Source organism: Planococcus sp. BI3, assembly GCF_056680115.1.
On the sequence record NZ_CM155266.1, the window covers coordinates 100397 to 125938 of the forward strand.

A 25542-nucleotide genomic window follows, 5' to 3' on the forward strand; every position below is an offset into this window, starting at 1 on the left:
TCTTTATTTATTGTCTAGCGTCAGCGCCTAGCTCTTCGGGTCATAAGTCAACCCAGCTGCGTGGCAAAAAACGCCACACTGCCGGTCTGCCTTATGCCTTTCAGAGCTGAACAGGCGCTTCCGCTTTTCGTGTTGTCTAGCTTCAGCGCCTAGCTCTTCGAGTCGCTTCAGCCTTGCCAGCAATGGCTGAAGAACGCCATTACCGGCAAGACTTCCAGCGCTTGTCGGAGGGCCGCAGGATGCGGGTCAGCTAACCGTTGCGACACGACGTCGCGCTCTTAGGTTAGCTTCTGCTGCTGGGCCGTTTCCGCTTTTCTTGTTCACCCATCAAATTAAAAGAGGTATAAAAATGAAATCTTACATCAAGAAATACGCAAAGTTCATCGACTATCCTTTATTTTTCACTTATTTAGCCTTAACGATATTCGGCTTGATCATGATTTACAGTTCAAGCATGGCCTGGTCGGTCAATTACTATGGCTCGGAGCCAGACCGATTTTACATACAGCAATTGATAAACCTGGCAATTGCGTTCCCTGTCTTTGCAGTGGCTGCCGCTTTTCCGTATAAGCATTTTAAAAAGCGTTGGATGATGGTGACCATCCTAACAGTGGTCTTTGCTGGATTGATTGCCGTTCACTTTGTCGGTTTCGCAGCCGGCGGCGCAAAAAGTTGGATTAGCCTCGGATTTGCTAACATACAGCCTTCTGAAGTGGCAAAGGTAGGCATCATCCTGTACTTGGCCGGTGTCTTTTCAAATAAATACAATAAAGGCACCATCAATAAATTGAATGAATCCATCATACCGCCGGTCATGATTTTGACGTTCGTACTGTTTTTGGTTTTTCTGGAACCGGATCTTGGCTCGATGCTCATTATCGGAGCTGTCGGTTTGTCCGTCATGTCAGCGAGCGGCGTTCGGTTAAAGCCGTTTATCCGGCTTGCCGCCGTCTTTATCGCAGCGGCAATGGTCTTTATTGTTCCACTTATGATTTTTGCCGGAGACAGCATCTTTACAGAAAAACGGCTTGGCCGCCTGGATGCTTTCTTTAATCCATTCTCAGATGAACTGGGTTTTGGTTTTCAAATCGTCAACGGTTATCTGGCGATCGGTTCTGGTGGCTTGAGTGGGTTAGGACTCGGACAATCCATCCAAAAGTTGGGCTATCTTCCCGAACCTCATACCGATTTCATTATGTCGGTCATTGCTGAAGAGCTTGGTTTACTGGGTGTAGTGTTTGTTTTAGGCGGTTTAGGATTTATTGTGCTGCGGGGGTTATGGATTGCCATGACGACCCACGATCCCTTGGCGAGAATGCTTGCGGCGGGTGTCGCCAGCATGATCGGAATCCAATCTTTTGTGAATTTGGGGGGCTTGACCGGCATTATTCCATTGACTGGAGTAACACTTCCTTTTATAAGCTATGGCGGAACGTCGGTAATTTTGTTATCTTTAGCTATGGGAGTATTAATGAATGTTTCCATGTTCAATAAATACGAAAAAACGAAAAAGTAAAGGGTGTGCTGCGGTGTGAAGGAGTTCAACAAAATCTTGGTGGCCAACCGCGGAGAAATCGCTATTCGGGTTTTCCGCGCTTGTACAGAACTGAAGATTCAAACAGTTGCTATTTATTCTCAGGAAGACAGTGGTTCATACCATCGTTACAAAGCGGATGAATCCTATTTGGTGGGTAAAGGAAAAAAACCGATCGATGCATACTTGGATATTGAAGACATCATCCGCATCGCGAAGGATTCCAATGTGGATGCTATCCATCCAGGCTATGGCTTCCTGTCTGAAAATGTTCATTTTGCAAGACGCTGCGAGGAAGAAGGAATTGTCTTTATCGGTCCAACGTCACAACATTTGGATATGTTCGGCGATAAAGTAAAAGCACGTACGCAAGCGATAGCTGCAGGCATTCCCGTTATTCCGGGCACAGATGGTCCTGTCAAGTCGTTGGACGAAGTTGAAGAATTCAGCAAAACCGCAGGATTCCCGTTAATGATCAAAGCATCTCTAGGTGGTGGAGGACGCGGAATGCGGATTGTCAAATCGCATGATGAATTAGCGTCTGCCTATGAACGTGCGAAATCTGAGGCAAAAGCGGCTTTTGGTTCAGATGAAATGTATGTCGAAAAATTTGTCGATAAGCCAAAGCATATCGAAGTCCAAATTTTGGGTGATTCAGAAGGCAATATTGTCCATTTGTACGAAAGAGATTGTTCGATTCAGCGCCGTCACCAAAAAGTCGTGGAAATCGCACCTTCAAATTCAATCAGCAATGAATTACGCAATGAAATTTGTGATGCCGCTGTCAAATTGATGAAAAACATTAACTACATAAATGCGGGCACTGTCGAATTTCTTGTAGCCAATGATGAATTTTACTTTATTGAAGTAAATCCACGTATTCAGGTGGAACATACGATTACCGAAATGATTACAGGCATCGACATTGTCCATGCGCAGATCCATATCGCCAAAGGCCATATGATCCACAGTGAAGAAGTGGGAATTCCACAGCAAAGTGACATCCCATTATTCGGCTTTGCAATCCAATCGCGTGTGACCACTGAAGATCCGTTGAATGATTTCATGCCGGATGCCGGGAAATTGATGGTCTACCGTTCAGGCGGCGGCTTCGGTGTACGTCTGGATGCAGGCAATGGTTTCCAGGGCGCGGTCATTTCACCTTATTATGATTCGCTTTTGGTTAAAGTTTCCACTTGGGCTGTGACGTTCAAGGAAGCAGCAGCTAAAATGGATCGTAACCTACAGGAATTCCGGATCCGTGGAATTAAAACAAACATCCCTTTCCTGGAAAATGTGGTAAAACACCAGAATTTCATCAAAGGCGATTTTGATACAAGCTTTATCGATACAACTCCAGAGTTATTCATATTCCCTGTACGGCAAGACCGTGGGACAAAGTTATTAAGCTATATCGGAAATGTAACGATTAACGGGTTTCCTGGCATCGAGAAGAAAAAGAAACCAATCTATGCGGCTCCGCGTAAACCGGAAGTGGATCTTTTGGCGCCGGCACCAAACGGCACGAAGCAGATTTTTGATCTTCAGGGTGCAGAAGGTTTGACCAAGTGGATCCATGAGCAAAAAGATGTCTTATTGACAGACACAACATTCCGTGACGCCCATCAATCACTTTTGGCGACACGTGTCCGTTCACATGATTTATTTGAGATTGCCAAAGAAACTGCGCGTCTGCAAAGTGACCTGTTTTCATTGGAAATGTGGGGCGGCGCAACGTTTGATGTATCTTACAGGTTCCTGAAAGAAGATCCGTGGGAGCGTCTCATCAAACTTCGCCAGGAAATTCCGAATGTTTTGTTCCAGATGTTGTTCCGAGGCGCTAATGCTGTCGGCTATAAGAATTATCCCGATAATGTCATTCGTGAGTTCGTCCGGAAATCAGGCGATGCAGGAATTGATGTGTTCCGCATCTTCGACAGCTTGAACTGGATCAAAGGAATGGAAGTGGCGATTGATGAAGTTCGTCAATCCGGTAAAATCGCAGAAGCGGCGATTTGCTACACTGGAGATATTCTTGACCCAAGCCGTGACAAGTATACGGTTCAATATTACAAGGAAATGGCGAAAGAGCTGGAAGCGGCAGGAGCCCACATTCTGGCAATTAAAGACATGGCCGGACTCTTGAAACCGGAAGCGGCATATCGCCTGGTATCGGAATTGAAAGATACGGTTTCGTTGCCGATCCACCTGCACACACACGATACAAGCGGAAACGGCATCTACCTGTACTCGAAAGCGATTGAAGCGGGTGTGGACATCGTAGATACGGCTCTTGGGTCGATGGCAGGACTAACATCGCAGCCAAGCTCCAATTCACTTTATTACGCGACAAGCGGCAGTGGCCGTGAAGTCAGAGCTGACGTCAAAGGACTTGAGAAATTGTCCCATTACTGGGAAGATGTCCGCAAATACTATGTTGATTTTGAAAGCGGCATGAATAGCCCGCATGCAGAGGTATACGAGCATGAAATGCCGGGCGGCCAATACAGCAACCTTCAGCAGCAGGCAAAAGCCGTAGGGCTCGGTCTGCACTGGGAAGAAGTTAAAACGATGTATTCGCGTGTCAACCTCTTGTTCGGTGATGTCGTGAAAGTTACACCTTCTTCGAAAGTAGTGGGAGACATGGCTTTGTTCATGGTTCAAAATGAGTTGAATGAAGAAACTGTCATTTCCCGTGGGAAAACGATCGACTTCCCAGAATCAGTCATTGAATTCTTTGAAGGTTATATCGGTCAGCCGCATGGCGGATTCCCGAAAGAGCTGCAGAAAGTCATTTTGAAAGAGCGCGAGCCAATCACTGTTCGGCCAGGCGAACTTTTGGAACCTGTAGATTTCGATGAAATCAAGAAAACTTTGTTTGATAAATTGGAACGTCCTGTAACAAGCCATGAGATTTTGGCTCATGCACTTTATCCGAAAGTATTCGAAGAATATACAGCAACCAATGTCCAGTTCGGCAAAGTATCCGTTCTCGACACCTTGACGTTCTTGTACGGAATGAGATTGGGCGAAGAGATTGAAGTGGAAATCGAAAAAGGCAAAACCTTGATGATTAAGATGGTATCAATTGGCGAACCGCAAAAAGACGGAACGCGCATCATCTACTTTGAATTGAACGGCCAGCCTCGTGAAGTCAGCATTCAGGACATGACGGTGGAAACAGACAGCACGGCTAAACCGAAAGCAGATCCAACAAACGAAAGCCATATTGCAGCGACAATGCCGGGCACTGTATTAAAAGTGCTTACGGAAAAAGGCGCTAAAGTGAAACGCGGCGATCATTTGCTGGTGACTGAAGCAATGAAGATGGAGACGACTGTCCAAGCTCCGTTCGATGGAACGATCCAGGATATCCACGTAGATGCCAATGAGGGCATTTCTACAGGAGACCTTCTGATTGAAATGGAGAAGAAATAAAAAAAATGGCTGGCGCATTAGCGCCAGCCTTTTTTTTATTATTTTTTGATTCGGCTGCGTGAAACGAGCAGTACCATGTAACACAATAAACCGAAAAGCATGGAAATCAGCAGTGAATGAAGAAGTGCAACAAACAAATTCAGTTTTGTCAGGACAACTAGCATACCGGTTGTCGCTTGAAGAAGGACAATGCTGAAAGCGATTATCCATCCCCAATAGATGACGCGCTGATCTTTGTATTGCTTGATTGCATGCCAGGCAATGTAACCCAGCCAGATGACAATCAGGCCGGCAGCGGCCCGATGTCCCATCTGGACCCATTCATACATATTGCTCGGCAATGTGAAATCATCATTCCGGCACAGCGGCCAATCCGAACAAATGAGGCTAGACTCAGTGTGGCGAACCAAAGCGCCAGTATAAACCACGATATATGAATACAAAGTGACACCTATTGTATGAAAACGCAATTTCTTGCCGATCTGCAAACGGTCTGCATCAAACTTCCGGTCTACTTCGAAAATCAGCAGCGTCAGCAATAATATGGAAGCGAACGACAGCAGGGAAATCCCAAAGTGAAGGGCTAAGATGAAGTCGCCTTGGCCCCAAAGAACCTGTGCTGCTCCGATCAATGCCTGTAGGACTAAAAAGAAGACGGCCATGATTGCCAGGAATTTTGTCTCCCGAACATGCCCAAATTTTCTCCAGGCCCAAACGGCCAGAATGACGATCAAAATACCAACGACCCCAGTTACAAGGCGGTGGGAAAATTCAATCAAAACTTCTGCTGTGATATTATCGGGAATCAATTTGCCATTGCAATCTGGCCAATTCCGCCCGCAACCCAAACCGCTGTCGGTCTTGGTAACAAGGGCGCCACCCAAAAGAATTAATAACATACCAATGGTAGCCGAAACAGCAAACCATTTTATATATCTATTTTGCTGCAAAATACCACCTACTTTTTCTATAGAAAACTTTTCAATGTCTATACACCTGCATACTCGATAATAGCGAAAGTTTCTCCAAAATACAACGAGAAATCAACAATAGTAGAAACTTTCAAGATTTGGACATAATAACTGGAGCTTCACAAACTGTTCAAAAACTATTGTTTTTCTATCTTAAAATAGTGTAGTTGTTCATGTATGATTAGAGATGGATAATTGTGAGGCCATTTACGTGAAAATCATCTCTTTTATCAGGAAATTTCAGTTATATGTAGAAAAATGACTGGAATTTAGATATAGTTATGGTTAGCGGAATATGCTTACAACTTTGAAAGGAGGGACTTATATGTCAAACGGCCCGACAATGTCTGCAGAGACACATGAAGCGCCGGAAGCGACGACATTTCTGAAAGACTTTTTGGCACTTATAAAAATTGGAATTGTAAATTCTAATTTAATTACTGTCTTCACAGGATTGTGGCTCGCATTTCAGTTTTCCGACAGGCATTTTCTGAATGAGCTGGATATTCTTGTCTATACCATCGTCGGTTCGGCATTGATCATTGGGGGATCCGCAGCGATGAATAATTACATCGATACGGATATAGACCCTTTGATGGAAAGTAAGAAAGCGCGACCGACAGTGACGGGAAGATTCAAGCCATCAGCTGTATTGGCACTAGCTGTTTCTTTCATCGTTTTAGGCGAATTGTTTTTGTTTTCCGCTTCTGTATCGGCTGGCCTATTCGGGATTGCTGGAGTTTTAGCTTATGTCGTCTTATATTCCATGTGGTCTAAAAGACGTCATGTCAGCAATACGATAGTGGGGAGCATCTCTGGTGCGATTCCTCCACTTATTGGATGGGCTGCTGTAGAACCGACACTCGGTACGGGTGCCTGGGCGTTATTCCTGATCATGTTCATTTGGCAGCCGCCGCATTTCTATGCTTTGGCTATGAAACGGACAGAAGAGTATCGGGCAGCGGGTATTCCGATGCTACCGGTAATTAAAGGTTTTCACCGAACCAAAAAATCGATGCTTGCATGGGTTGTAATGCTTTTCCCTCTGCCATTCCTATTAATGGAACTCGGGACAGGCTTCATCATCTTAGCCACACTTTTGAACATTGGTTGGCTAGTATTAGCCATTCGTGGATTTAAAGTGGCTGATGACTTGAAATGGGCGAAGACGATGTTCATCTATTCATTGAACTATATGACCATTCTATTTGTTTCAATGATTATATTTGCAGTCTTTGTCTAATCAACATTTCTAAAGCGATACTATTTATATGAGAGAGGGGTATGAAAAGCTATGATGAAAGGAATTAAAAAATGGCGGCTTTTCGCATTGATGACCACATTGCTGGTTTTTCTTGCGGGATGCGGACGTGAAGAGATTTCGACCTTAATACCGGCAGGCAAAGTAGCTCAAGATCAATTTAACCTATTGATTTTATCATCTGTAGTTATGCTGTTTGTTATTATTGTTGTATCGATTATCTTCGTTTTGGCAATTGTAAAGTTCCGACGTTCGAAAATGGGCGAAGATATGATGCCTGAACAGGTTGAAGGAAGTGCAAGATTAGAATTCTTATGGACAGCTGTTCCGATCGTTCTCCTTTTGATCCTTGCTGTTCCAACAGTCTATTCGACATTCGACTTGGCTGACGTTACTGATATGGACGTGCAGGCAGAAGATGGCAACTCGACTCATTTGACAGTCAACGTAACCGGTAAGCTTTACTGGTGGGAATTTGAATATCCAGAACAAGGAATTGTCACTGCACAGGAGTTGGTTGTACCAACTGATGAGCGTGTGTACTTTAACCTGATTTCTGCGGATATCAAACACTCTTTCTGGATTCCTTCCATTGGCGGTAAATTGGATGTAAACCCTGAAAACGTCAACACTTTCTATTTGGAGTTCGACCAGCAATCTTCAGAACTTGATGATGGCGTATTTTACGGCAAATGCGCTGAGCTTTGCGGACCTTCTCACGCATTGATGGATTTCAAAGTGAAATCTGTAGACCGCGAAGAGTTTGACCAATGGGTTACAGCAATGCAGGCAGAACCAACACCTGCTGAAGATGCTTTAGCTCAGGAAGGCCAAGAACTATTCGAACAAAGCTGTATCGCGTGCCATGCTACTTCTGGTGTCGGTGGTACTGGTGGAGTCGGACCTAACTTGGCAACATTCGGCGATCGCAACCGGGTTGCAGGATACTTAGAACACAATGAAGAAAATCTTAAAAACTGGATTGCAGATCCACAAGAATACAAGCCTGGCAACTTAATGCCTGATCCTGAAGCATTGAATAATGGTGAAGCATTCACTGAACAACAGCTTGATTCACTTGCGGCCTATTTAATGGGCTTATCAGTGGAAGAGTAGAAATAAAGCTTAAAAAAGGGAGGTATACAGTGTGAGTTCTATTGCTCAAAAAAAGGGCTTCGGCGCTACAATTTGGGACTTCATGACAACGGTCGACCATAAGAAAATCGCGATCCTTTATCTTATCTCGGGTGGTTTCTTCTTCCTTGTCGGCGGTCTCGAAGCGATGTTGATCCGTGTCCAGTTGGCTAAAGCAGGAAATGATTTCCTGAGTGCTGGAACATATAACGAAATTATAACAATGCACGGTACTACCATGATCTTCTTGGCAGCGATGCCGATTTTACTGGCTTTCATGAATGCGATCATGCCTTTGCAGATCGGCGCCCGTGATGTTGCCTTTCCATTCCTGAATTCACTTGGTTTCTGGTTATTCTTCTTTGGTGGTATTTTCTTGAACCTTTCTTGGTTCATGGGAGGCGCACCAGACGCAGGCTGGACGAACTACGCTTCGTTAGCACTTGCCTCTGAAGGGCACGGAATCGACTTCTATTCACTGGGATTGACGATATCCGGTTTTGGTACGCTGATAGCAGGGATTAACTTCCTGGTTACGATCATCAACATGCGTGCTCCGGGTATGACGTATATGAGAATGCCTTTGTTCACATGGACAACTTTCGTTGCTTCCGCATTGATCTTATTGGCATTCCCGCCACTTACAGTCGGACTTTTCTTCATGGTCTTTGACCGTATGTTCGGCGCGAGCTTCTTTGCGGTCGAAATGGGCGGTAACACGATCATCTGGGAGCATTTATTCTGGATCTTCGGCCACCCTGAAGTTTACATCTTGATTTTGCCGGCTTTCGGTATTTTCTCCGAAATCTTTGCAATCTTCTCCCGTAAACGCCTTTTCGGATACACTGCATTAGTTTTTGCTACAATCCTGATCGGTTTCTACGGATTCATGGTTTGGGCTCACCATATGTTCACAGTCGGTTTAGGGCCAACAGCCAATGCTGTATTCGCTCTTGCCACGATGATTATTGCGGTTCCAACCGGAATCAAGATTTTCAACTGGCTATTGACAATATGGGGAGGGAACATTTCCTTCTCAGTACCAATGATTTACGCTGTAGCATTTATTCCGTCATTTGTAGCGGGTGGAGTTACAGGGGTAATGCAGGCGATTGCTCCTTTGGATTACCAATTGCATGACTCTTACTTTATCGTAGCTCACTTCCACTACGTAATTGTTGGTGGAGTTGTTTTGGCAATTTTGGCAGGTACACATTTATACTGGCCGAAAATGTTCGGAACGATGCTTAGTGAAAAATTAGGGAAATGGACTTTCTGGTTCTTCTTCATCGGATTCCATTTAACATTCTTCATTCAGCATTTCCTAGGCTTGATGGGTATGCCACGCCGTGTTTACACGTTCGGAGCAGATCAAGGTTGGGACCTATTCAACGCAATCAGCTCAGTAGGTGCAGTATTTATGGCTATTGGTGTCATTATTCTTCTAGTCAACGTAGTATTGACAACTATTAAAAACGAGCGCGTCGGCAATGACCCTTGGGGTGATGGCCGTACACTGGAATGGGCAATTCCTTCTCCACCGCCATTCTATAACTTTGCACAGACTCCATTAGTTCGTGGTCTTGATACATTCTGGATCGAAAAAATGGAAGGCAATAAAAAAGGGATGATTTTTGCTGAACCTCTTGGCGATATCCATATGCCGAATGGTTCGATTATTCCTTTCGTGATTTCACTTGGAATGTTCATTGCTTCATTCGGAGCCTTGTACTTCCTCGATGGCGACAAGCCTTGGGCGTTGGCTGTCTTAATTATCGGATTAGTAATCACTTTCGGTTCGATGTTAGTGCGTTCATTGAAAGATGATTTAGGTTTCCATATTACAAAAGAAGAATTACTGAAAGATGCGAAAGGAGGCAACACCGATGGACATTAATCAAAGATATACTCCTCAATCATGGCCAGATCATCCTGAGACGGCTACGATGGAAGGTAAAAATAAGTTTATTGGTTTTTGGTTGCTTCTTGCTGCGGAAACAGTAACATTTGCTTCGCTTTTCGCAACTTACCTTGCATTAAAAGATAAAGGGCCAAGCGGCATGGAATTTTCTGCCGCTGGACTTTTTGAACTGCCGCTGGTCTTTGCAATGACAATGATTCTTTTGACATCTTCATTGACAAGTGTTTACGCTATGCATCATATGAAAAACCATAATTTCAAAGCAATGCAGGCTTGGCTGGGAATTACCGTCCTGCTTGGTGCAACTTTCCTAGGATTGGAGATTTATGAGTTTAATCATTATGTCCATTTAGGATTCGGTTATACGAACAGTGCTTTCAGTTCTGCGTTTTATACTTTAGTTGGAACGCACGGGGCTCACGTACTATTCGGGCTTAGCTGGTTTATCGCATTGATGCTTCGAAACGCTAAACGCGGATTGAACATGTACAATGCACCAAAATTCTATCTTGCTTCGCTATACTGGCATTTTATTGACGTCGTATGGGTATTCATCTTTACTGTCGTCTATTTGATGGGAGTGATCGGATAATGGCACACGATACACATATTCATGTAAGATCGCAGGCAGAATTCGAATACACGAAGAAAAAAAGAGCAGAAGAAATGCGGGGCCATTTGGCAACTTTTGCAATAATGATCTTTTTGACATTGGTTGCTTTTACAATGGTAGCCGCAGGATTCTCCACTTACCTGATTGTTCCAATCATTCTTTTGTTGGCAGGTATTCAAGTAATCCTTCAGCTTTATTATTTCATGCACCTGAGCGGTAAAGGGCACGGTATGGTTGCCTTCTTTATGTTCTGTGGTATGTTTATCGCATTTATCACAGTTCTGACATTCGTCACAATTATTTGGTGGTAGATTCGTTTGAAAACCCCTTACCTTTCGAGGTAAGGGGTTTTTCTATGTGCAAGGATCCTTTAACAATATGTAACGGAAAATGCCTTAGATTACTTTCTGAAGAGGATATCAGCCACTCTGGCTGTGCGGCTGGAGAAACGCCGCTTCGCCAGCGCGTCTTATGCCCGTCGAATCTACACGGGCGCTTCTGCTTTTCGTATTGTTCATAGTTCGTTCATTGATATAGTTTGCAAGCCACTATATAATGAGGGTACTTGAGGAAAAGGAGGTCCCGCAACATGCCAATCAGTATCTTCGGGTTTCAAGCTTTATGGAGTCCCGTTTACTTCGCTGTCCTCGTTTTAGTGACGATTTTATATTTTTTGGCTACTACAAAGTGGCGCGGAAAGTTTAAAGGAAATCAGCCGCTCAGCATAAAGGAAGCTGCACTTTTTGTTTCAGGCATTGTCCTGCTTTACATCATCAAAGGATCACCGGTGGATTTATATGGTCATATCTTGTTTACGATGCATATGGTCCAAATGGCGCTGTTGCTGTTGCTGATTCCGCCATTACTTATTATGGGTATACCGACTTATATCTGGAGAGCATTTATTAGCCTGCCAGTAGTCAAACCCTTATTCAACTTTCTCACTAAACCGATGCTTGCATTAATCCTGTTTGGAATGGTCTTTTCGTTTTATCACATTCCTATGGTTTTTGATTTCGTTAAACAGGATGTATGGATTCATGGTGCAGTAAATATCGTCTTATTCACTTCGGCTATATTTTATTGGTGGCCGGTAGTCAATAACCTAGAGGGAATGCATAAATTCCACGGATTGAGTAAACTGGCATACTTATTTGGATTGAGCGTCTTGATGACCCCTGCATGTGCATTGATCATCTTTAGTGGCACTCCTTTTTATGCGACTTATACCGATGGAGAGGCATGGCTGCAGGCAATGGCATTATGTGTGCCAGCTGGTACGCTGTCACAATTGAACCTGTCGGGCCCTGAGTTATTTTCTACCATGTCAGCACTTGAAGATCAGCGCACAGGTGGAATTACCATGAAAGTTCTTCAGGAGCTCGTTTTCACCGTATTCTTGTGGCTGGTTTTCTATGAATGGCTGCGCAACGAAAATGACAACGCTGATGAGATTACCGCAAAAGTATTGCAAGACCGTAAAGATATGGCTTATCACAGACATAATGCTTAATGCATCATAAAGGAGAATAACTTAAATGAATTTGCCGCTATTGCCGACAATCAGCACATTTTTTATCGTATTAAGCGCAGTATTGGTGGCGATTGGCTGGAACCTCATCCGTCGCCGCAATATTGAAGCTCACAAGAAAGTGATGGTGGGAGCAGGTGCAGCAGCACTGACTTTCTTCATCATTTACATGTCCCGTACCATTTTTGTCGGAAATACCGCTTTTGGTGGACCTGATGATTTGAAGATCTTCTATACGGTCTTCTTGATTTTCCACATCACATTAGCGACAACAGGTGGTATTATGGGTTTGATTACCATGTACTGGGGATGGAAAAAACAATTGGCTAAGCACCGTAAAATAGGTCCGATTACCAGTGTCGTCTGGTTTTCAACTGCCATAACAGGTGTCATGGTCTATTTGCTGCTTTATGTGTTTTACGAAGGCGGCCATACAACTTCAGTCTTTAAAGCCATTTTAGGTGGATAAAAAAAAGAACCCCATGGGGTTCTTTTTTTTTATACTTTAAAATCCATCTTAATCATTCCTGCTTCACGTGCTGATGTGAAGAGGATGACGATCAATGGTCCGACAAAAAAACCGAGAACACCAATCAACTGCAAGCCAATGAACATAGCGATCAATGTTGCTAAAGGAGAAAGGCCGATCTGCGTACCCATGACCTTTGGTTCCACTGTCCGCCGAATAATCAGCAGGACAAGTGCCAAGACAGCCAATTGCGTTCCCTGGACAATATCGCCTGTAATGAATTCATAAATAAACCATGGGGTCAAAACGATAATCGATCCTAAAATGGGTATGAAATCAATGAGCCAAATGAATAATGACATGACAAGCGCATACTCAGGGGTTATAAAGGCGAGCGAAACGAGTGAAACGATAAAGATGATGCAGCTCACCAGGAACTGGGCTTTCAGGAAGCCAAAAATCACTTTGTTCAAACGTGCAAACATGAAGCGGACCTTTTCGGCTGTTGAATCCTTTAATCGGTTAAACAGCATAATTTTTAAATCAGGCAAATCCAGCATAAACAAAAACAGTGCAATCAGGAAGACGATAAAGCTGACAAGAAAAGAAGGGATGCCGGTCAACAGATTGGAGACCGTATCATAATTGACGATCGTCAATACCCAAGTACGGATTCCTTCCATAAAACCAGCCAGTTCGGTTTCAAATGAAGATACGACTTCAACCGGCATATCTTCCGTGGAACGGAAAAAGAATCGTTGAAATTCGTCCCACATGGCGGATAAGGAATTGATGTACTCAGGGACCATTTTCGAGAACTGGATAATCTGGCCAATTAGCTGCGTAACTATCCAGTAAAGCAAACCAGACACTACCAACAGAAAAAGGATAAATACAGATATGACGGCAGATTTTCTATGCCACTTGAATCTTTTATGTATAAAATTAACAACTGGCTCTAAAAAAATAGCAGTGATCAAAGCAATGATCAAAGGGATGGAAACGGGCAGTATGTATATCGAAACTAAAATCAAGACCGCTACTATAACTGCGATCGTTACAGTTCTTTTCGTCAACCACTTCAATTATTGAATCCTCCTTATGAAATTCATCTATTTATGGCTAGTTAAAAAAACCGCAGTTCAATTGCTGAACTGCGGGATTTTTTATACGTTGATCTCGAAAGCCTGAACTTCCTTTTTAATGGAGTCCAACAATCCGATACAAGTTTTGATCAAATGTTCCGGGAACTCTTCATCTTCACCGTATTCAATGCCATGCGGATAATAATGCTTGCCAAGTACCGGCTTCAAGACGCGCATAGTGGCATCGTTCGAATCGACGTCTCCGTCAGTAGCATAAGCAAATACGCGTAAATAGTATGTACCTTCGCGTATAATGAATTTGCGGTCGTAGGTGACACGCTCGTAATCCCATTGGCCTTCTTTAGTCAAGCCATGTTTGTTCATGATGCTTTCAAGTAATGCGATATCTACGTGAATGTTTTCAAGTCCTGTATTTTCAAAATACATAGGATCTCTCCTCCTCTATAACAAAAAAGACTACATGCTCCTTTAATAATAGATCATAATTTAAGTTGTTGCAATGGCTAGATTGTGTCAGTGTGGAGGCGGCTGTTATAATAATGAGAATACAATAGCAAAGGGGCTGTTCGGTTGAAAGACTTGCTGCGCATTATGATTTTTCTATCGATAGTTCTGATCGGTTTGTTTTATTTGGATCCATCAATAAATGAAAATGATATTCTTGAAGCGCCCCGGACGGTAGAGCCTTTGCCGAACGTGGATAGCACAGACAAAACTTTGGACATTGACCGTCCCAGCACGGGTATTTCAAGCTATATAGGCGGTTCCAGTGACCACTGGGTTGAACAGTATGGAGAACCCGAACGGATAGAACCTTCTGCATATGGATATGACTGGTGGGTCTATAATGCCAGCTATGCTCACTTTACCATGATAGGGGTAAAAGACGGCAAGGTGGTTCAAGTATACACTGCAGGGGCTGCAGCAGATGCCGCTCCTTATCAGATTGGGCAAAGTCTCGATGACTTATACCGATTTACAATTCTGGAAAATGAAGTCACGGTTAAATATGGAGAAAATATCTATACATTCAATGTCACTGCTGAAGATATGGACAAACGTATTCTGGTGAAATTTGAAGGGGTCTATGCACAACTGTATATCGATTCCATCGACCGTGCACTGGAAGCTGTACGCTTTATGGACGCGGAAACGCTCGTTCGCCATCAGCCGTATGACATGATGTTCTCTGGTGAATTATTGCCGGTAGAGACGCCTTCTTCGACCATGCAGCAATCAATAGATGACGCAAACGCCAAACAGATTGTCGACCTGGTGAATGTCTATCGGCTTCATCATCAGACAAAACCCTTGATTGCCAATCCGCTGGTAAACAGGATTGCAGCAGCAAACAGTGAAGGGATGGCCAAACAGAATTTTTCTTCTGAAGAAATGGAAATCAAGGACTTGCATGCCCGTTTAGAAGAAGGCAATATCGTTTTCGAAAAGGCAGCTGCCAATACAGCCACCCGTTATTATGATGCAGCAGAGACAGTCCATGGATGGATTAATTCGGGTGCCCACCGCAAGACCCTTCTCAGTAACCAATTCAACCAAACGGGAGTCGGGGTCTTCGGAAAATACTATACTCAGATTTTTCTCGAAAAAGAGCCTGCTATTGCTGTGAAGCAATAGCAGGCTTTGTTTTTTTAGGGATGATAAAAAAAGATCCGGTTGCGGTTGCAATATGTTTTCCATCTTTTTGAAAGATATTTCCTTCAAGAACCATCGTATGTCTGCCGCTGCGGATGATCCGTGCTTCTGCGCTTATGATGTCTTCGTGTGCAACAGTGAGGTAATGGATCGTAAGGTTTGTAGTCACAGCTCCGAATCCGGTCGGGCATTTGCTGTTTGCAAGAGTGCCCATTGCAGTATCAAGAAGAACTGCGAGAATGCCGCCATGTGGAATATCAACATTATTATGGATAAATGGAGTATTTGGTATAGACACAATCGAAGACTGTTCATCTGTATTGCGTGTCATGTTCAAGCCTGCACTTAAATAAGTGGAGAATTCACCTTGTTGTTTTTTCTCGAAATTCGTCAGATAATCAGTTAAGATCCTAAGGTCTTCGGTGCTGGAATTTTCCATAATGCGTGTGAATTGATCGGTTAAAGAGTTCATGCTGACAATCCTTTCAAGTCTATAGTGAAATTCAAAAATATCTGCTATGATTAAAGTGTAAAGGAGGAAAATGCTATGATTATGACCTATGAATGGGCTGAAATAACTGACTTTGCAGATGAGTTAAGCCAAATGATCCTACAATCAGAGCAAGCTGACCTTTACCGGGCAGCATACGCCTCTGTCTATAACGATAAAAATCTTGCGGATGAAATCCACGACTTCGCCAGATTAAAAGAACAATACGAAGAAGTGCAGCGTTTTGGCAAATACCATCCGGAATACTCGCGGGTGATGAAACAGATTCGTGTAGATAAACGCCATTTGGACTTAAATGAAAAAGTGGCACATCTGCGTCTTGCCGAAAATGAATTGCAGGACTTGATGGACCAAGTGAGTTTCATACTTGGAAGATCTGTATCTGAGGCAGTTAAAATTCCTTCCACCAATCCGTTCTTTTCATCGGAATCTTCCTGTGGGGGAAGCTGTGGTACTGGCGGCGGCTGTTCTTGTTCAGCTTAACCGAAATATAAGCCAGTATAAGCCAGTTCCATAAAAAAAGAGCAACGCCTTGCGTTGCTCTTTTTTACGTTAACTATTCTTCCATTTCTGAAATGAGAGCTACAGCAAGATCGGGTCGGTCGGTTATGATGCCTTTTGCCCCGGCACCGATCAAAGCGCGCATCGCTTCCGGTTCATCGATGATCCAATAATGGACCGGTATGTTCAAGTTCTCAAGAAATGCAATAAAGCGGGGAGAATCCAATCGGAACAGCGATGATTTAACGGGAATCTGAAAAACATCTGCACGCGGCTGATACAAATGGCCAAATTGGCTGTTAAAGGATGTATAAGCTTTTCTGACCTCATTTTCACCTGCGCCGATAGCTACCCGATTTTGGGCGTATAAATTGAAGCGGTCGATTTGTTCATCATAAAAAGAAGTCACAGCTACGCGGTCATGCACTCCAAGCGAATCTATCAGCCGCCACAATTTTGATGGCACCAAGCTGCCTTCATATGTTTCAGGATCATCTTTTATATCGATATTGATATACATTTGCGGAAACTTTTCAATCAGCTCACGGAGCAGCACAACTTTTTCGTTTTTGCCTCGGTATGAATGCTGGCCGTCTGAATCAATGAAATGGTAGCCGAGATCAAAAGCTTTTAACTGTTCGAGGGACATATCAGCTACTCTTCCGGCTCCGTCTGTAGTCCGGTCAATAAACTCGTCGTGAAAAACCAAAATTTCTTCATCATTCGTCATCCGGATATCGATTTCAAAACCGTGGACTCCGAGTTCGGCTGATCGGTTAAACGCAGCCAAGGTATTTTCGGGTGCCAGTTTGGCTCCGCCGCGATGTGCAAGAACAATCGGGCGTTCATAATTCAGGACTTCTTTAGCAGGACGCTGCTGTGGGTTTGCCAAAACTTTGGAACCTGCCCAAGCGGCAGCTCCGACAGCAGCGGCAGCAAAACCGATTTTCGTCTTTTTTCCCATACTCTGTGTGACCTCCCTGGAATTCTATACTAAAAATAGTATAGCGAATTGTATGCTGCATTGTCAGTTTATTCCGCTTTAACAGTCAGTAAGATTCTGGCTTTCGCAAATAAGAAAAGCCACTGGACGTATAAGTCCGATTGAATCGGGCCGACAAGATATCGGTTATATAGGCATTGCCACAGGAAGCGGCGTTCTTAGCCGGTGTTCTGCTTGTCTCCAGTGGCGGAGCAAGACCTTTTCACTGATTGAAGTTTCTCTGCATTCAGTTGCGGCTTTTTTCTTTCCTATGGTATTCTAGAAGTTAAGAAAAGAGGGATACTTATGCATGATCGCCAAGGCCTCATTGTCTATGTGCATCATTTAAAACAAGCTAAATCGCTGCGGAAGTTCGGGCATGTTCATTATATTTCCCGTAAATTGAAATATGTAGTCCTTTATATGGACCAGGATGCTATCGAAACGACCAAAACGAAGTTAAATAAATTACCTTATGTAAAACAGGTGCTTGAATCCTACCGTCCGTTCCTGAAAACAGAATATGAAAATGCCAAGCCGGATAAGGCGAAGGAATACGATTATAAAATCGGTCTTTGATTATTGCATTGGCGGAATATAATGATTTAATCTTAAAACTGAAATCAAATGGCTATGGTAGAATTTTCGATCTGCATAAACGGTTGAATGCTTGACTTCCATCTTGATCGGAGTATAGCCGATTTCTGCCACGGCTTGCTCAAAGATAGCCAAACGCTTGGAATCGACTGGAATGCCTTCTCTACAAATATAGATTGGCATGAAGTTGCCTTCTGAAGCCGGTTTAAATGCAGCTGCAACCGACAAAACATTCTGCCCTTGTGGGTTGGTGGAAATAAATACAAATCCATGCATAAAGCGTTTTTGGTTACTGGTGATGAGTTCACGGAGTTCATAAATATCTCCGTACCCTTCTCCGAGTTCGATAAAACGTTGAATCATCGTTACACGTCCTTTCCAGTCTTCATTTTACCATTATGTGTGCAAAATGCATCAAGAAAATCATTTAAGTTAGAGGCGATAGTATGCGTGTTGTAGCAGGTACAGTTAAAGGGATTCCATTAAAGGCGGTGCCTGGCAATTCGACCAGACCGACGACGGACAAAGTGAAGGAATCCATTTTCAATATGATCGGCCCATTTTTTGACGGCGGAATTGCTCTGGATCTGTTTGCGGGAAGCGGTGGACTCGGCATTGAAGCCCTTAGCCGCGGCATTGACCAGGTCATCTTTACGGATAAAGATAAACGTGCCGTGGAAACGATCCAGGCCAATCTGGAAAAGACACGCCTCTTTGACCGTGCTGAAGTTTACCGGGCAGATGCAGAACGTGCAGTAAAAGCGATAAAGAAAAATGGCATCCAGGCCAGGCTGCTGTTTTTGGATCCTCCTTACCACATGAAAAAATCCTATGACCTGATGGATAAAGCGGGAGAATTGGAAATTGTCACGAAAGATGCGATTATAGTTTGTGAACATGATCGCGAAGTGGAGCTTCCCGATCGGACCAGGTATTTTGAACGCTACAAAAAAGAACTTTACGGGAGCACCATCATTTCAATTTACCGTTATCAGGGGGAAGAGGGAGAACATATTGAATAAAATTGCTGTAGTTCCAGGGAGTTTCGATCCGATCACAATGGGGCATCTGGATATCATTAAACGGGCGTCCAAAATTTTTGACGAAGTGAAAGTGGTCGTGATGAATAATTCTTCTAAAAATCCATTATTCGACGTCAATGAGCGGATGGATTTGATTTCGCAGGTGACGGAATCCATCCCAAACGTCAAAGTGGATTCATTTTCAGGTTTGCTGATTGATTATTCAGTTGAAGTACAAGCAAACGCTATCATTCGCGGCCTGCGTGCGGTCAGTGATTTTGAATATGAAATGCAGATTACATCGATGAACAGGTTCCTAAATGAAGATATCGAGACCTTATTCATGGTGTCCAACAACCAATATTCATTCCTCAGCTCGAGCATCGTCAAAGAAGTGGCCAAATACAAAGGCAGCATAACAGGCCTGGTTCCTGAAGTAGTTGAAAAAGCCCTTCATTCAAAATTTCAATAAGTCACGAATTTCGTGGCTTTTTCTTATGTGAAAGTTAAGAAAGAATAAGGCTTCAGCCGATGAAAGGAAGAACTGCATGAAAAATAAACGCTTATTTATTTTCGTCATCGTGATGGCTCTTGTAGTCTTTCTGTCCTCTTATCAATTAGATGCCTATATTACAAGACCAGGCGCAGCCTACGAACTGTCGCCGCTGGTTGAAGTTGCGGGCGGTGATGAAGATGATCAGGGAAGCCTCAGCCTGATGACAGTTTCGATGCTGACAGCGACTCCTGCTCTCTACGTCTGGGCAAAATTTCAGGATGGCTATAAAGTTATGCCTCCAGAGCAGGTCAGAAGCCCTCATGAAAGCGATGAAGAATACAATGTGCGCCAATTAAAGCTGATGTCCGATTCACAGGTGAATGCGCTGCAGATCGCTTTTGAGCAGGCCGAGCTGCCATATGAAATCAGCAATAACGGTGTTTTTGTCTTGAATGTCCTAACGGGGGGAGCGGCGGATGGTATTTTGGCGCCTGGAGACCGTGTCCTGGAAGTCGATGGCAATAGCTTTACCGAAATGCAGGAATTCATCGATTACTTGAGTGGCAAAGAAGACGGGGAAATGGTGGAGGTACTTTACGAGCGCGAGGACCGCGACATCAGAACCGACATCGAATTGGCGCCATTGCCGACGGATCCGGAACGGGTGGGCTTGGGAATCTCTTTCGTGGAAGACAAAAGTATCGAAACGACACCAGAAGTGGAAATCGATTCGGATACGATAGGGGGCCCATCAGCCGGACTGATGTTCACACTGGAAATTCTTAATCAACTGGTGGACGAAGACATTACAAAAGGTTATGACATCGCCGGCACAGGAACTATGGAAAGTGACGGCTCTATCGGGAGAATCGGAGGCATCGATCAGAAAATCATGGCCGCTGATTCCGCGGACATCGATATATTCTTTGCGCCGAATGAACCGGTGGAGGGCGGGGGAGACAGCAATTATACGATAGCTGTTGAAACCGCAGAAAAAATTGGGACATCAATGGAAATTGTTCCGGTGGACACCGTTGAAGACGCACTTGCTTTTCTGGAAGAGCTTCAGCCCCGGTAAACTGGAGGTGTCGTAAATTCCTTTTTCAAATCTGCAGAACCCATTCCCATCAAATACATGGCGGTGGCATGAATATCAAACTTTCCCATGGGACCGTTCAGATCGGCTGCGCGGCTCACAAGGGGAAGGCCGATATTCTTTTTTTTATGGTTCAAATAGCTTCTGCCGGCGGCGGACATGCCGAGAAGCCTCAGATAATCTGGAGAATCAAAAGAACGCAGCAACTGCCACGTAAAGCCTGTATAAATATGCGTCAACATCCGCTGGATCCGCGTTCGTGTAAAGCGTTTTGATTTAACAAGGGAGATGAAAGATTCAAAGTCATTCGCTGTTTTCGCTGACTGGTAGATCAGGTTTTCGATGCCTTCTGTTATTTCGGCAAAGCGCTTCAGGTTGTCCGGGCCTTCCCGCAAAATTGTGAAACGCAGGAATGGATAGAACTGTTCCCAGCTGCCGAACGTGCCATATTCCTTTTCCATCTTCTTTAATGACAGGATTGAACTTTCCGGCATATAGGCTGACAGCTCATCGACTGACTTACCCGTGAAAAGGGCTTCGCGTATTCCGGTGGCGCTGGCAATCGGCAGCCCCGCTTGAATCGGATCATGGTAATTAGCGCCAATGCGTTGGATGGTCAGCGGCTTCATCGAAGATCCGAGATTTTGAACGGCTTCCAAATAATGAAACCCTAAAATATTATTCGGCTGCGTCAGATCCGCAAAACCCGTCCGTCTGCCTGTCAATGTTAGGTAAGCATTGTTCAGCGCTTTTGGATAGCTGATGCCGGTTTGGACGGCCTCATGGATGAGGCGCTGGTATTCATCCTCGTGCTCGGTCAACAGCTGCCTGGAGTTCAGGAAAGGGGCAATCGATCCCTGTTCGCTGCCAAAGCAAAAGGAAGAACAGCCGATTGCGTCGAGCAGCGCAATTCCGCCTTTGGCGAAATCCGAGGCTTGTGCTGTCGCATAGACATAAGGAAGTTCAATCACCAGGTCGATGCCGGCATCCAACGCCATTTGTGTCCGCGTCCATTTATCGGCAAATGCCGGTTCCCCGCGCTGCAGAAATTGTCCGCTCATGACCGCAATGACAATGTCAGCACCTGACTCCGCACGTGCCTGCTCTGCATGGTGAAGATGGCCATTATGGAAAGGGTTGTACTCAACAATGATTCCTACAGCTTTCAATCTGCTCACCTCTTTGGTAGAATTAACTCTAGTATACCGATGTTTGAAATAGACTGACAAGATTTTTTCTTGACATCTTTTTCTGTGCATTATATAATCAACTTTGTTGTCTTGAGGTGATTACTTATGAAAATAGCGATTCAACAGCTTCAAAAGCATCGCAAAGACGGACTGCCAATTGACCAAATGGTTTATTTGGATGCAGTGAAATCACGGAATAGCGATATTCGGGAAATTTCACCTGTACATGTTACAGGACATTGCACAATTGGTTCGCAGCAATTAACGTGCCAACTCCACCTCGAAGGTATGCTCACGCTGCCTTGCGCCAGAACTTGGGAGGATGTTGAGTTTCCGATAAATGTCGATTCGGTTGAAATGTTCGATTGGTCTGATAAAGGCCAGGAGGATAAGCTTAGCGACGTTCACGCCGTAGAAACTGAGGTCATTGATCTGCAGCCGATACTGGAAGAACTTGTTTTGCTGGAAATACCGATTCAGGTGTTTAAGGAAGACGCCGATCAGACTGTCATCAAAGGCGGAAATGATTGGTCGTATTCAACAGACGAAGAGTATGAGGCCGAGAAAGAAGCGGCACCACCAAAACCGGATCCAAGACTTGCTGATTTAGCAAAGTATTTTGATCAGTCAGATGAATAGAATTAGTGTAAGGAGGTGTCACCAATGGCTGTACCAGCTAGAAGAACGTCCAAAACCGCTAAAAGAAAACGCCGTACACATTTTAAATTGTCAGTGCCGGGCATGGTAATTTGCCCAAGCTGTGGCGAAAGTAAATTGGCTCACCACGTCTGCAAAGCATGTGGATCATACAAAGGGAAAGAAGTAGTAGCAAGCAAATAAAACAGTATTTGTTGCTGAAAGACTATTGAGAGGCCATGGCTCTCGATAGTCTTTTTCTCTATACATAAGCAAGTGGCGGATTTAAGCCGTCAGCAGGTAAACTGTCAGAAAAGAGGGATTCTATTGTCTTATACGATTAACCTTACCGATGGCATTATGACATTTACAATTGACCGGCCCCATGTCCGCAACGCCATCAACGACGAAGTGACAGCAGGGCTTGAAGAACTGGCGGAAAAGGCGCAGCATCCGTCCGTCCGGGCGGTCATCATCACAGCGTCCGGCAAACAGGCTTTTTGTTCGGGCGGGGATCTTTCGGTATTCCATGCCTTGCGGACAGAAGAGCAGGCTTACGGTATGCTGAAGCGCATGAGCGATGTGCTGTATTCGATCAAAACACTGCCTGTGCCGGTAGTTGCAGTGGTTAATGGAGCAGCTGTCGGCGGCGGCTGTGAAATCGCTACAGCGTGCGATTACAGGCTTGTATGGGATCATGCGAAATGCGGCTTTATTCAAGGCACCCTCGCCATCACCAGCGGCTGGGGAGGCGGAACCTACCTGCTGGAAACCCTGCAGCATGACAAAGCCTTGAAAATGCTCAGTGAGGCCAGAGTCTATACGGCAGCTGAGCTGCAGGAAATAGGCTGGGCATCTGCTGTTATTCGGGATAACCAGGACATCGAAACCTTTTTCGGCGCGATGAAAGGTGTCCATCCAGACGTTCACCGTGCTTATAAGGAAATGGCCATCCGCAAATGGCGCATGACTGACCTGCAGGAACGCGTCGAACAGGAAGTCAGAAGATGCGCCGTCCTATGGGAGAAAGACGCCCACCACGAAGCGGTCGACGGATTCCTCAATAAAACGAAAAAATGAAATCCCTTTTGTTGGGGGTTTTTTTTTTTATAAACCCAACAATATTATTCCTCAGCAATGAAGAACATCAATCGTCTTTGCTCTACCCAAAGCGACTTTAGAAGGAGGATTCTGTATTTCAATCTGCTTTAAAAGAAATATTTCACTGAATAGTTGAAATCGCTTACAAAATTCGTATATGCTATAGAAGGGAGAAAACATAGGGGGTATTTCAAATATGAAAAGAATCCTGATTGCGAACCGGGGAGAAATAGCGCGCCGAATCATTCGGACATGCGAGCGCCTCGGAATCGAAACAGTCGCCATTCATTCTGAGGCAGATGGGGATCTGCCTTACGTCAGTGAAGCGACTCAAGCTGTACTGATCGGTCCCAATCCGGTCGTACAGTCTTACCTGCAAATTGAAAAAATTATAGAAGCAGCCAAAAAACATGAAGTAGATGCGATTCATCCCGGATACGGCTTGTTGTCGGAAAATGCCGATTTTGCACGCAAAGTGGCGGAAGCGGGAATGGTCTTTATCGGACCGTCAAGCGACATCATCGAAAAGATGGGCGACAAGATTGAATCACGGAGAACCATGATCCAGGCTGGGGTGCCTGTGGTTCCCGGAACTGAAGAAGGCGTAGCGACGCTTGAGGAAGCTCTCCAGGAAGCTGGAGCGATCGGCTATCCTTTGATGCTGAAAGCAAGTGCAGGCGGCGGTGGGATCGGCATGGTGCGCTGTGAAAGTGAGCAAGCGCTCACTCAACAGTTTGCCTCTGTCAAAAATCGCGCCAAAGCCTATTTTGGCGACGATGTGGTCTACCTTGAGAAGTTTATCGCGGACGCCCGCCATATTGAAGTGCAGATTTTCGGCGACCACCACGGCAATCTGGTTCATCTGTACGAACGGAATTGTTCGGTCCAACGCCGCAACCAGAAAGTGATTGAAGAATCACCTTCGCCGAACTTGCCGCAGGATGTGCGCGAGCGCCTTTGCGAAGCTGCGCTGAAGGCAGGGAAAGCAGTTGATTACACGAATGCCGGTACCGTGGAATTTATCGTCGACCCGGATAACGAGTTTTATTTCCTGGAGATGAACACGCGTCTGCAGGTGGAGCACCCCGTTACCGAAGAAGTAACAGGGCTTGATCTGGTCGAATGGCAGCTGACTATAGCTGATGGAGGCAAACTGCCGCCTCAAGACAGCATAGCGACCAAAGGCCATGCCATTGAGTACCGTGTATATGCCGAAGATCCGAAAACATTTTTCCCTTCTCCCGGAAAGCTCGAAAAGCTTCAATGGGGAGAAGGTGCACGAATTGAAACGGGCTACGAAGAAGGCAATCTGGTGACGCCTTTCTACGATCCAATGATTTCGAAGATCATCATTTACGGAACTGATCGTGTCGATGCATTGTCGAAATCACAGAGTTTTTTCAATCGTGTTACGATTAATGGCGTAAAAACCAATATCCCATTATTCAAGGAATTTATTAGGTCAGAAGAATTTATTTCAGGTGACTATGCAACAGCGGTATTGCCGCAATGGATGGAAAAAACCAAGGAGGAACATACATTATGAAAGAATTGAAAGCGTCTATGGCAGGAACTGTATTGAATTTACTGGCAACCGAAGGTGAAGCTGTAACTGCCGGACAAGCTGTTTTGACAATCGAATCCATGAAAATGGAAATCCCGATTGAAGCGGAATTTAGCGGCAAAGTGGAAAAGGTCCATGTGGAAGTTGGCGGTTTCGTCAACGAAGGTGATTTGCTGTTGACTGTCGGAGAATAATCGATCCAAAGCAAAGGGGGC

The 25542-nt window shown here is 44.6% G+C and carries 27 protein-coding genes; 20 read left to right on the plus strand and 7 right to left on the minus strand.

The window, feature by feature from the left end; genetic code table 11:
• Positions 1–349 precede the first annotated feature (349 nt).
• Together AC1MEO_RS00500 and pyc are read left to right on the plus strand one after the other, a co-directional pair.
• Positions 350–1516 (plus strand): FtsW/RodA/SpoVE family cell cycle protein, encoded by a 1167-nt coding sequence (locus tag AC1MEO_RS00500; protein WP_480333692.1) that lies wholly within the window; start codon positions 350–352, stop codon positions 1514–1516.
• 15 nt (positions 1517–1531) lie between these two features.
• Positions 1532–4972 carry a pyruvate carboxylase gene (pyc, locus tag AC1MEO_RS00505; protein ID WP_480333694.1) on the plus strand — a complete coding sequence of 1147 codons (3441 nt, stop codon included), beginning with the start codon at positions 1532–1534 and terminating at the stop codon, positions 4970–4972.
• Between the two features lie 38 nt (positions 4973–5010).
• On the opposite strand, the gene AC1MEO_RS00510 is transcribed toward pyc, so the two are convergent.
• Positions 5011–5922: a COX15/CtaA family protein gene (locus tag AC1MEO_RS00510; protein WP_480333695.1), complete on the minus strand. Its 912-nt coding sequence runs from the start codon at positions 5920–5922 to the stop codon at positions 5011–5013.
• Between the two features lie 346 nt (positions 5923–6268).
• On the opposite strand from AC1MEO_RS00510, the gene cyoE reads away from it, so the two are divergent.
• The 7 genes from cyoE to AC1MEO_RS00545 all read left to right on the plus strand — a co-directional run bounded on the left by cyoE (position 6269) and on the right by AC1MEO_RS00545 (position 12872).
• Entirely contained in the window at positions 6269–7186 is a 918-nt protein-coding gene (gene cyoE, locus AC1MEO_RS00515; protein ID WP_480333696.1) for a heme o synthase, read from the plus strand.
• Positions 7187–7237: 51 nt separating this feature from the next.
• Entirely contained in the window at positions 7238–8320 is a 1083-nt protein-coding gene (gene coxB / locus AC1MEO_RS00520) for a cytochrome c oxidase subunit II (protein ID WP_480333697.1), read from the plus strand.
• Between the two features lie 31 nt (positions 8321–8351).
• On the plus strand, positions 8352–10235 hold the full coding sequence (locus AC1MEO_RS00525; RefSeq protein WP_480333698.1) for a cytochrome c oxidase subunit I: 1884 nt from the start codon (positions 8352–8354) through the stop codon (positions 10233–10235).
• The gene (locus tag AC1MEO_RS00530; RefSeq protein WP_480333699.1) at positions 10225–10851 is read left to right on the plus strand and encodes a cytochrome (ubi)quinol oxidase subunit III; all 627 of its coding nucleotides are present in this window, start codon (positions 10225–10227) and stop codon (positions 10849–10851) included. Before AC1MEO_RS00525 ends, AC1MEO_RS00530 begins: the two co-directional genes overlap by 11 nt.
• Positions 10851–11183, plus strand: a complete 333-nt coding sequence (gene ctaF / locus AC1MEO_RS00535) for a cytochrome c oxidase subunit IVB (RefSeq protein WP_480333700.1) — start codon at positions 10851–10853, stop codon at positions 11181–11183. Before AC1MEO_RS00530 ends, ctaF begins: the two co-directional genes overlap by 1 nt.
• Positions 11184–11461: 278 nt before the next feature.
• Positions 11462–12385, plus strand: coding sequence for a cytochrome c oxidase assembly factor CtaG (gene ctaG, locus AC1MEO_RS00540; RefSeq protein ID WP_480333701.1), 924 nt, complete (start codon positions 11462–11464; stop codon positions 12383–12385).
• Between the two features lie 25 nt (positions 12386–12410).
• Complete coding sequence (locus AC1MEO_RS00545) at positions 12411–12872, plus strand: DUF420 domain-containing protein (RefSeq protein WP_480333702.1); 462 nt, start codon at positions 12411–12413, stop codon at positions 12870–12872.
• A 29-nt stretch (positions 12873–12901) separates the two neighbouring features.
• Here AC1MEO_RS00545 and ytvI read toward each other — a convergent pair whose 3' ends face one another.
• Both ytvI and AC1MEO_RS00555 read right to left on the minus strand, forming a co-directional pair.
• The gene (ytvI, locus tag AC1MEO_RS00550) at positions 12902–13957 is read right to left on the minus strand and encodes a sporulation integral membrane protein YtvI (RefSeq protein ID WP_480333703.1); all 1056 of its coding nucleotides are present in this window, start codon (positions 13955–13957) and stop codon (positions 12902–12904) included.
• An 81-nt stretch (positions 13958–14038) separates the two neighbouring features.
• Positions 14039–14404, minus strand: a complete 366-nt coding sequence (locus tag AC1MEO_RS00555) for a YugN family protein (RefSeq protein ID WP_480333704.1) — start codon at positions 14402–14404, stop codon at positions 14039–14041.
• A 144-nt stretch (positions 14405–14548) separates the two neighbouring features.
• On the opposite strand from AC1MEO_RS00555, the gene AC1MEO_RS00560 reads away from it, so the two are divergent.
• The gene (locus AC1MEO_RS00560) at positions 14549–15613 is read left to right on the plus strand and encodes a CAP domain-containing protein (protein ID WP_480333705.1); all 1065 of its coding nucleotides are present in this window, start codon (positions 14549–14551) and stop codon (positions 15611–15613) included.
• Here the strand turns inward: AC1MEO_RS00560 and AC1MEO_RS00565 are convergent.
• Positions 15594–16103, minus strand: a complete 510-nt coding sequence (locus tag AC1MEO_RS00565) for a PaaI family thioesterase (RefSeq protein ID WP_480333706.1) — start codon at positions 16101–16103, stop codon at positions 15594–15596. The genes AC1MEO_RS00560 and AC1MEO_RS00565 overlap by 20 nt on opposite strands.
• Before the next feature lie 75 nt (positions 16104–16178).
• On the opposite strand from AC1MEO_RS00565, the gene AC1MEO_RS00570 reads away from it, so the two are divergent.
• Positions 16179–16625, plus strand: a complete 447-nt coding sequence (locus AC1MEO_RS00570; protein ID WP_480333707.1) for a YlbF/YmcA family competence regulator — start codon at positions 16179–16181, stop codon at positions 16623–16625.
• 73 nt (positions 16626–16698) lie between these two features.
• Here the strand turns inward: AC1MEO_RS00570 and AC1MEO_RS00575 are convergent, their stop codons facing one another.
• Positions 16699–17607, minus strand: coding sequence for a glycerophosphodiester phosphodiesterase family protein (locus AC1MEO_RS00575; protein ID WP_480333708.1), 909 nt, complete (start codon positions 17605–17607; stop codon positions 16699–16701).
• 324 nt (positions 17608–17931) lie between these two features.
• Between AC1MEO_RS00575 and AC1MEO_RS00580 the strand changes: the two genes are divergently transcribed.
• A complete protein-coding gene (locus tag AC1MEO_RS00580) occupies positions 17932–18204 on the plus strand; it encodes a YlbG family protein (RefSeq protein WP_223633528.1) in 273 nt (90 codons plus the stop codon).
• Here the strand turns inward: AC1MEO_RS00580 and AC1MEO_RS00585 are convergent, their stop codons facing one another.
• Positions 18205–18585 carry a DUF7147 family protein gene (locus AC1MEO_RS00585; protein ID WP_480333709.1) on the minus strand — a complete coding sequence of 127 codons (381 nt, stop codon included), beginning with the start codon at positions 18583–18585 and terminating at the stop codon, positions 18205–18207. It lies immediately after the preceding gene.
• Positions 18586–18668: 83 nt separating this feature from the next.
• Between AC1MEO_RS00585 and rsmD the strand changes: the two genes are divergently transcribed.
• From rsmD to AC1MEO_RS00600, 3 genes are all read left to right on the plus strand, one after another.
• The gene (rsmD, locus tag AC1MEO_RS00590) at positions 18669–19244 is read left to right on the plus strand and encodes a 16S rRNA (guanine(966)-N(2))-methyltransferase RsmD (protein WP_480333710.1); all 576 of its coding nucleotides are present in this window, start codon (positions 18669–18671) and stop codon (positions 19242–19244) included.
• A 37-nt stretch (positions 19245–19281) separates the two neighbouring features.
• On the plus strand, positions 19282–19716 hold the full coding sequence (gene coaD, locus AC1MEO_RS00595) for a pantetheine-phosphate adenylyltransferase (RefSeq protein ID WP_480336149.1): 435 nt from the start codon (positions 19282–19284) through the stop codon (positions 19714–19716).
• A gap of 76 nt (positions 19717–19792) precedes the next feature.
• The gene (locus AC1MEO_RS00600) at positions 19793–20818 is read left to right on the plus strand and encodes a SepM family pheromone-processing serine protease (RefSeq protein ID WP_480333711.1); all 1026 of its coding nucleotides are present in this window, start codon (positions 19793–19795) and stop codon (positions 20816–20818) included.
• Here the strand turns inward: AC1MEO_RS00600 and AC1MEO_RS00605 are convergent.
• Positions 20806–22005, minus strand: a complete 1200-nt coding sequence (locus AC1MEO_RS00605) for a nucleotidyltransferase (RefSeq protein WP_480333712.1) — start codon at positions 22003–22005, stop codon at positions 20806–20808. The two genes, AC1MEO_RS00600 and AC1MEO_RS00605, sit on opposite strands and share 13 nt — an antisense overlap.
• A gap of 126 nt (positions 22006–22131) precedes the next feature.
• Here AC1MEO_RS00605 and AC1MEO_RS00610 point away from each other — a divergent pair, with 126 nt between their 5' ends.
• The 5 genes from AC1MEO_RS00610 to AC1MEO_RS00630 all read left to right on the plus strand — a co-directional run bounded on the left by AC1MEO_RS00610 (position 22132) and on the right by AC1MEO_RS00630 (position 25521).
• Positions 22132–22665, plus strand: coding sequence for a YceD family protein (locus AC1MEO_RS00610; protein WP_480333713.1), 534 nt, complete (start codon positions 22132–22134; stop codon positions 22663–22665).
• A gap of 24 nt (positions 22666–22689) precedes the next feature.
• Positions 22690–22866, plus strand: coding sequence for a 50S ribosomal protein L32 (gene rpmF, locus AC1MEO_RS00615; protein ID WP_006828847.1), 177 nt, complete (start codon positions 22690–22692; stop codon positions 22864–22866).
• Positions 22867–22989: 123 nt separating this feature from the next.
• Positions 22990–23742: an enoyl-CoA hydratase/isomerase family protein gene (locus tag AC1MEO_RS00620; protein WP_480333714.1), complete on the plus strand. Its 753-nt coding sequence runs from the start codon at positions 22990–22992 to the stop codon at positions 23740–23742.
• Between the two features lie 217 nt (positions 23743–23959).
• Positions 23960–25309 (plus strand): acetyl-CoA carboxylase biotin carboxylase subunit, encoded by a 1350-nt coding sequence (locus AC1MEO_RS00625; protein ID WP_480333715.1) that lies wholly within the window; start codon positions 23960–23962, stop codon positions 25307–25309.
• Positions 25306–25521, plus strand: coding sequence for a biotin/lipoyl-containing protein (locus tag AC1MEO_RS00630; RefSeq protein ID WP_480333716.1), 216 nt, complete (start codon positions 25306–25308; stop codon positions 25519–25521). The genes AC1MEO_RS00625 and AC1MEO_RS00630 overlap by 4 nt, the downstream gene beginning before the upstream one ends.
• Positions 25522–25542: the final 21 nt, after the last annotated feature.

Excerpts from the sequence above, each read along its gene's own strand:
- AC1MEO_RS00500 (WP_480333692.1), top strand. The coding sequence starts at position 350 with ATGAAATCTTACATCAAGAAATACGCAAAGTTCATCGACTATCCTTTA.
- cyoE (WP_480333696.1), top strand. The coding sequence starts at position 6,269 with ATGTCAAACGGCCCGACAATGTCTGCAGAGACACATGAAGCGCCGGAA.
- coxB (WP_480333697.1), top strand. The coding sequence starts at position 7,238 with ATGATGAAAGGAATTAAAAAATGGCGGCTTTTCGCATTGATGACCACA.
- AC1MEO_RS00530 (WP_480333699.1), top strand. The coding sequence starts at position 10,225 with ATGGACATTAATCAAAGATATACTCCTCAATCATGGCCAGATCATCCT.
- ctaF (WP_480333700.1), top strand. The coding sequence starts at position 10,851 with ATGGCACACGATACACATATTCATGTAAGATCGCAGGCAGAATTCGAA.
- ctaG (WP_480333701.1), top strand. The coding sequence starts at position 11,462 with ATGCCAATCAGTATCTTCGGGTTTCAAGCTTTATGGAGTCCCGTTTAC.
- AC1MEO_RS00545 (WP_480333702.1), top strand. The coding sequence starts at position 12,411 with ATGAATTTGCCGCTATTGCCGACAATCAGCACATTTTTTATCGTATTA.
- AC1MEO_RS00555 (WP_480333704.1), bottom strand. The coding sequence starts at position 14,404 with ATGTATTTTGAAAATACAGGACTTGAAAACATTCACGTAGATATCGCA.
- AC1MEO_RS00565 (WP_480333706.1), bottom strand. The coding sequence starts at position 16,103 with ATGAACTCTTTAACCGATCAATTCACACGCATTATGGAAAATTCCAGC.
- AC1MEO_RS00570 (WP_480333707.1), top strand. The coding sequence starts at position 16,179 with ATGATTATGACCTATGAATGGGCTGAAATAACTGACTTTGCAGATGAG.
- AC1MEO_RS00575 (WP_480333708.1), bottom strand. The coding sequence starts at position 17,607 with ATGGGAAAAAAGACGAAAATCGGTTTTGCTGCCGCTGCTGTCGGAGCT.
- AC1MEO_RS00580 (WP_223633528.1), top strand. The coding sequence starts at position 17,932 with ATGCATGATCGCCAAGGCCTCATTGTCTATGTGCATCATTTAAAACAA.
- AC1MEO_RS00585 (WP_480333709.1), bottom strand. The coding sequence starts at position 18,585 with ATGATTCAACGTTTTATCGAACTCGGAGAAGGGTACGGAGATATTTAT.
- rsmD (WP_480333710.1), top strand. The coding sequence starts at position 18,669 with ATGCGTGTTGTAGCAGGTACAGTTAAAGGGATTCCATTAAAGGCGGTG.
- coaD (WP_480336149.1), top strand. The coding sequence starts at position 19,282 with ATGGGGCATCTGGATATCATTAAACGGGCGTCCAAAATTTTTGACGAA.
- AC1MEO_RS00600 (WP_480333711.1), top strand. The coding sequence starts at position 19,793 with ATGAAAAATAAACGCTTATTTATTTTCGTCATCGTGATGGCTCTTGTA.
- AC1MEO_RS00610 (WP_480333713.1), top strand. The coding sequence starts at position 22,132 with ATGAAAATAGCGATTCAACAGCTTCAAAAGCATCGCAAAGACGGACTG.
- rpmF (WP_006828847.1), top strand. The coding sequence starts at position 22,690 with ATGGCTGTACCAGCTAGAAGAACGTCCAAAACCGCTAAAAGAAAACGC.
- AC1MEO_RS00625 (WP_480333715.1), top strand. The coding sequence starts at position 23,960 with ATGAAAAGAATCCTGATTGCGAACCGGGGAGAAATAGCGCGCCGAATC.
- AC1MEO_RS00630 (WP_480333716.1), top strand. The coding sequence starts at position 25,306 with ATGAAAGAATTGAAAGCGTCTATGGCAGGAACTGTATTGAATTTACTG.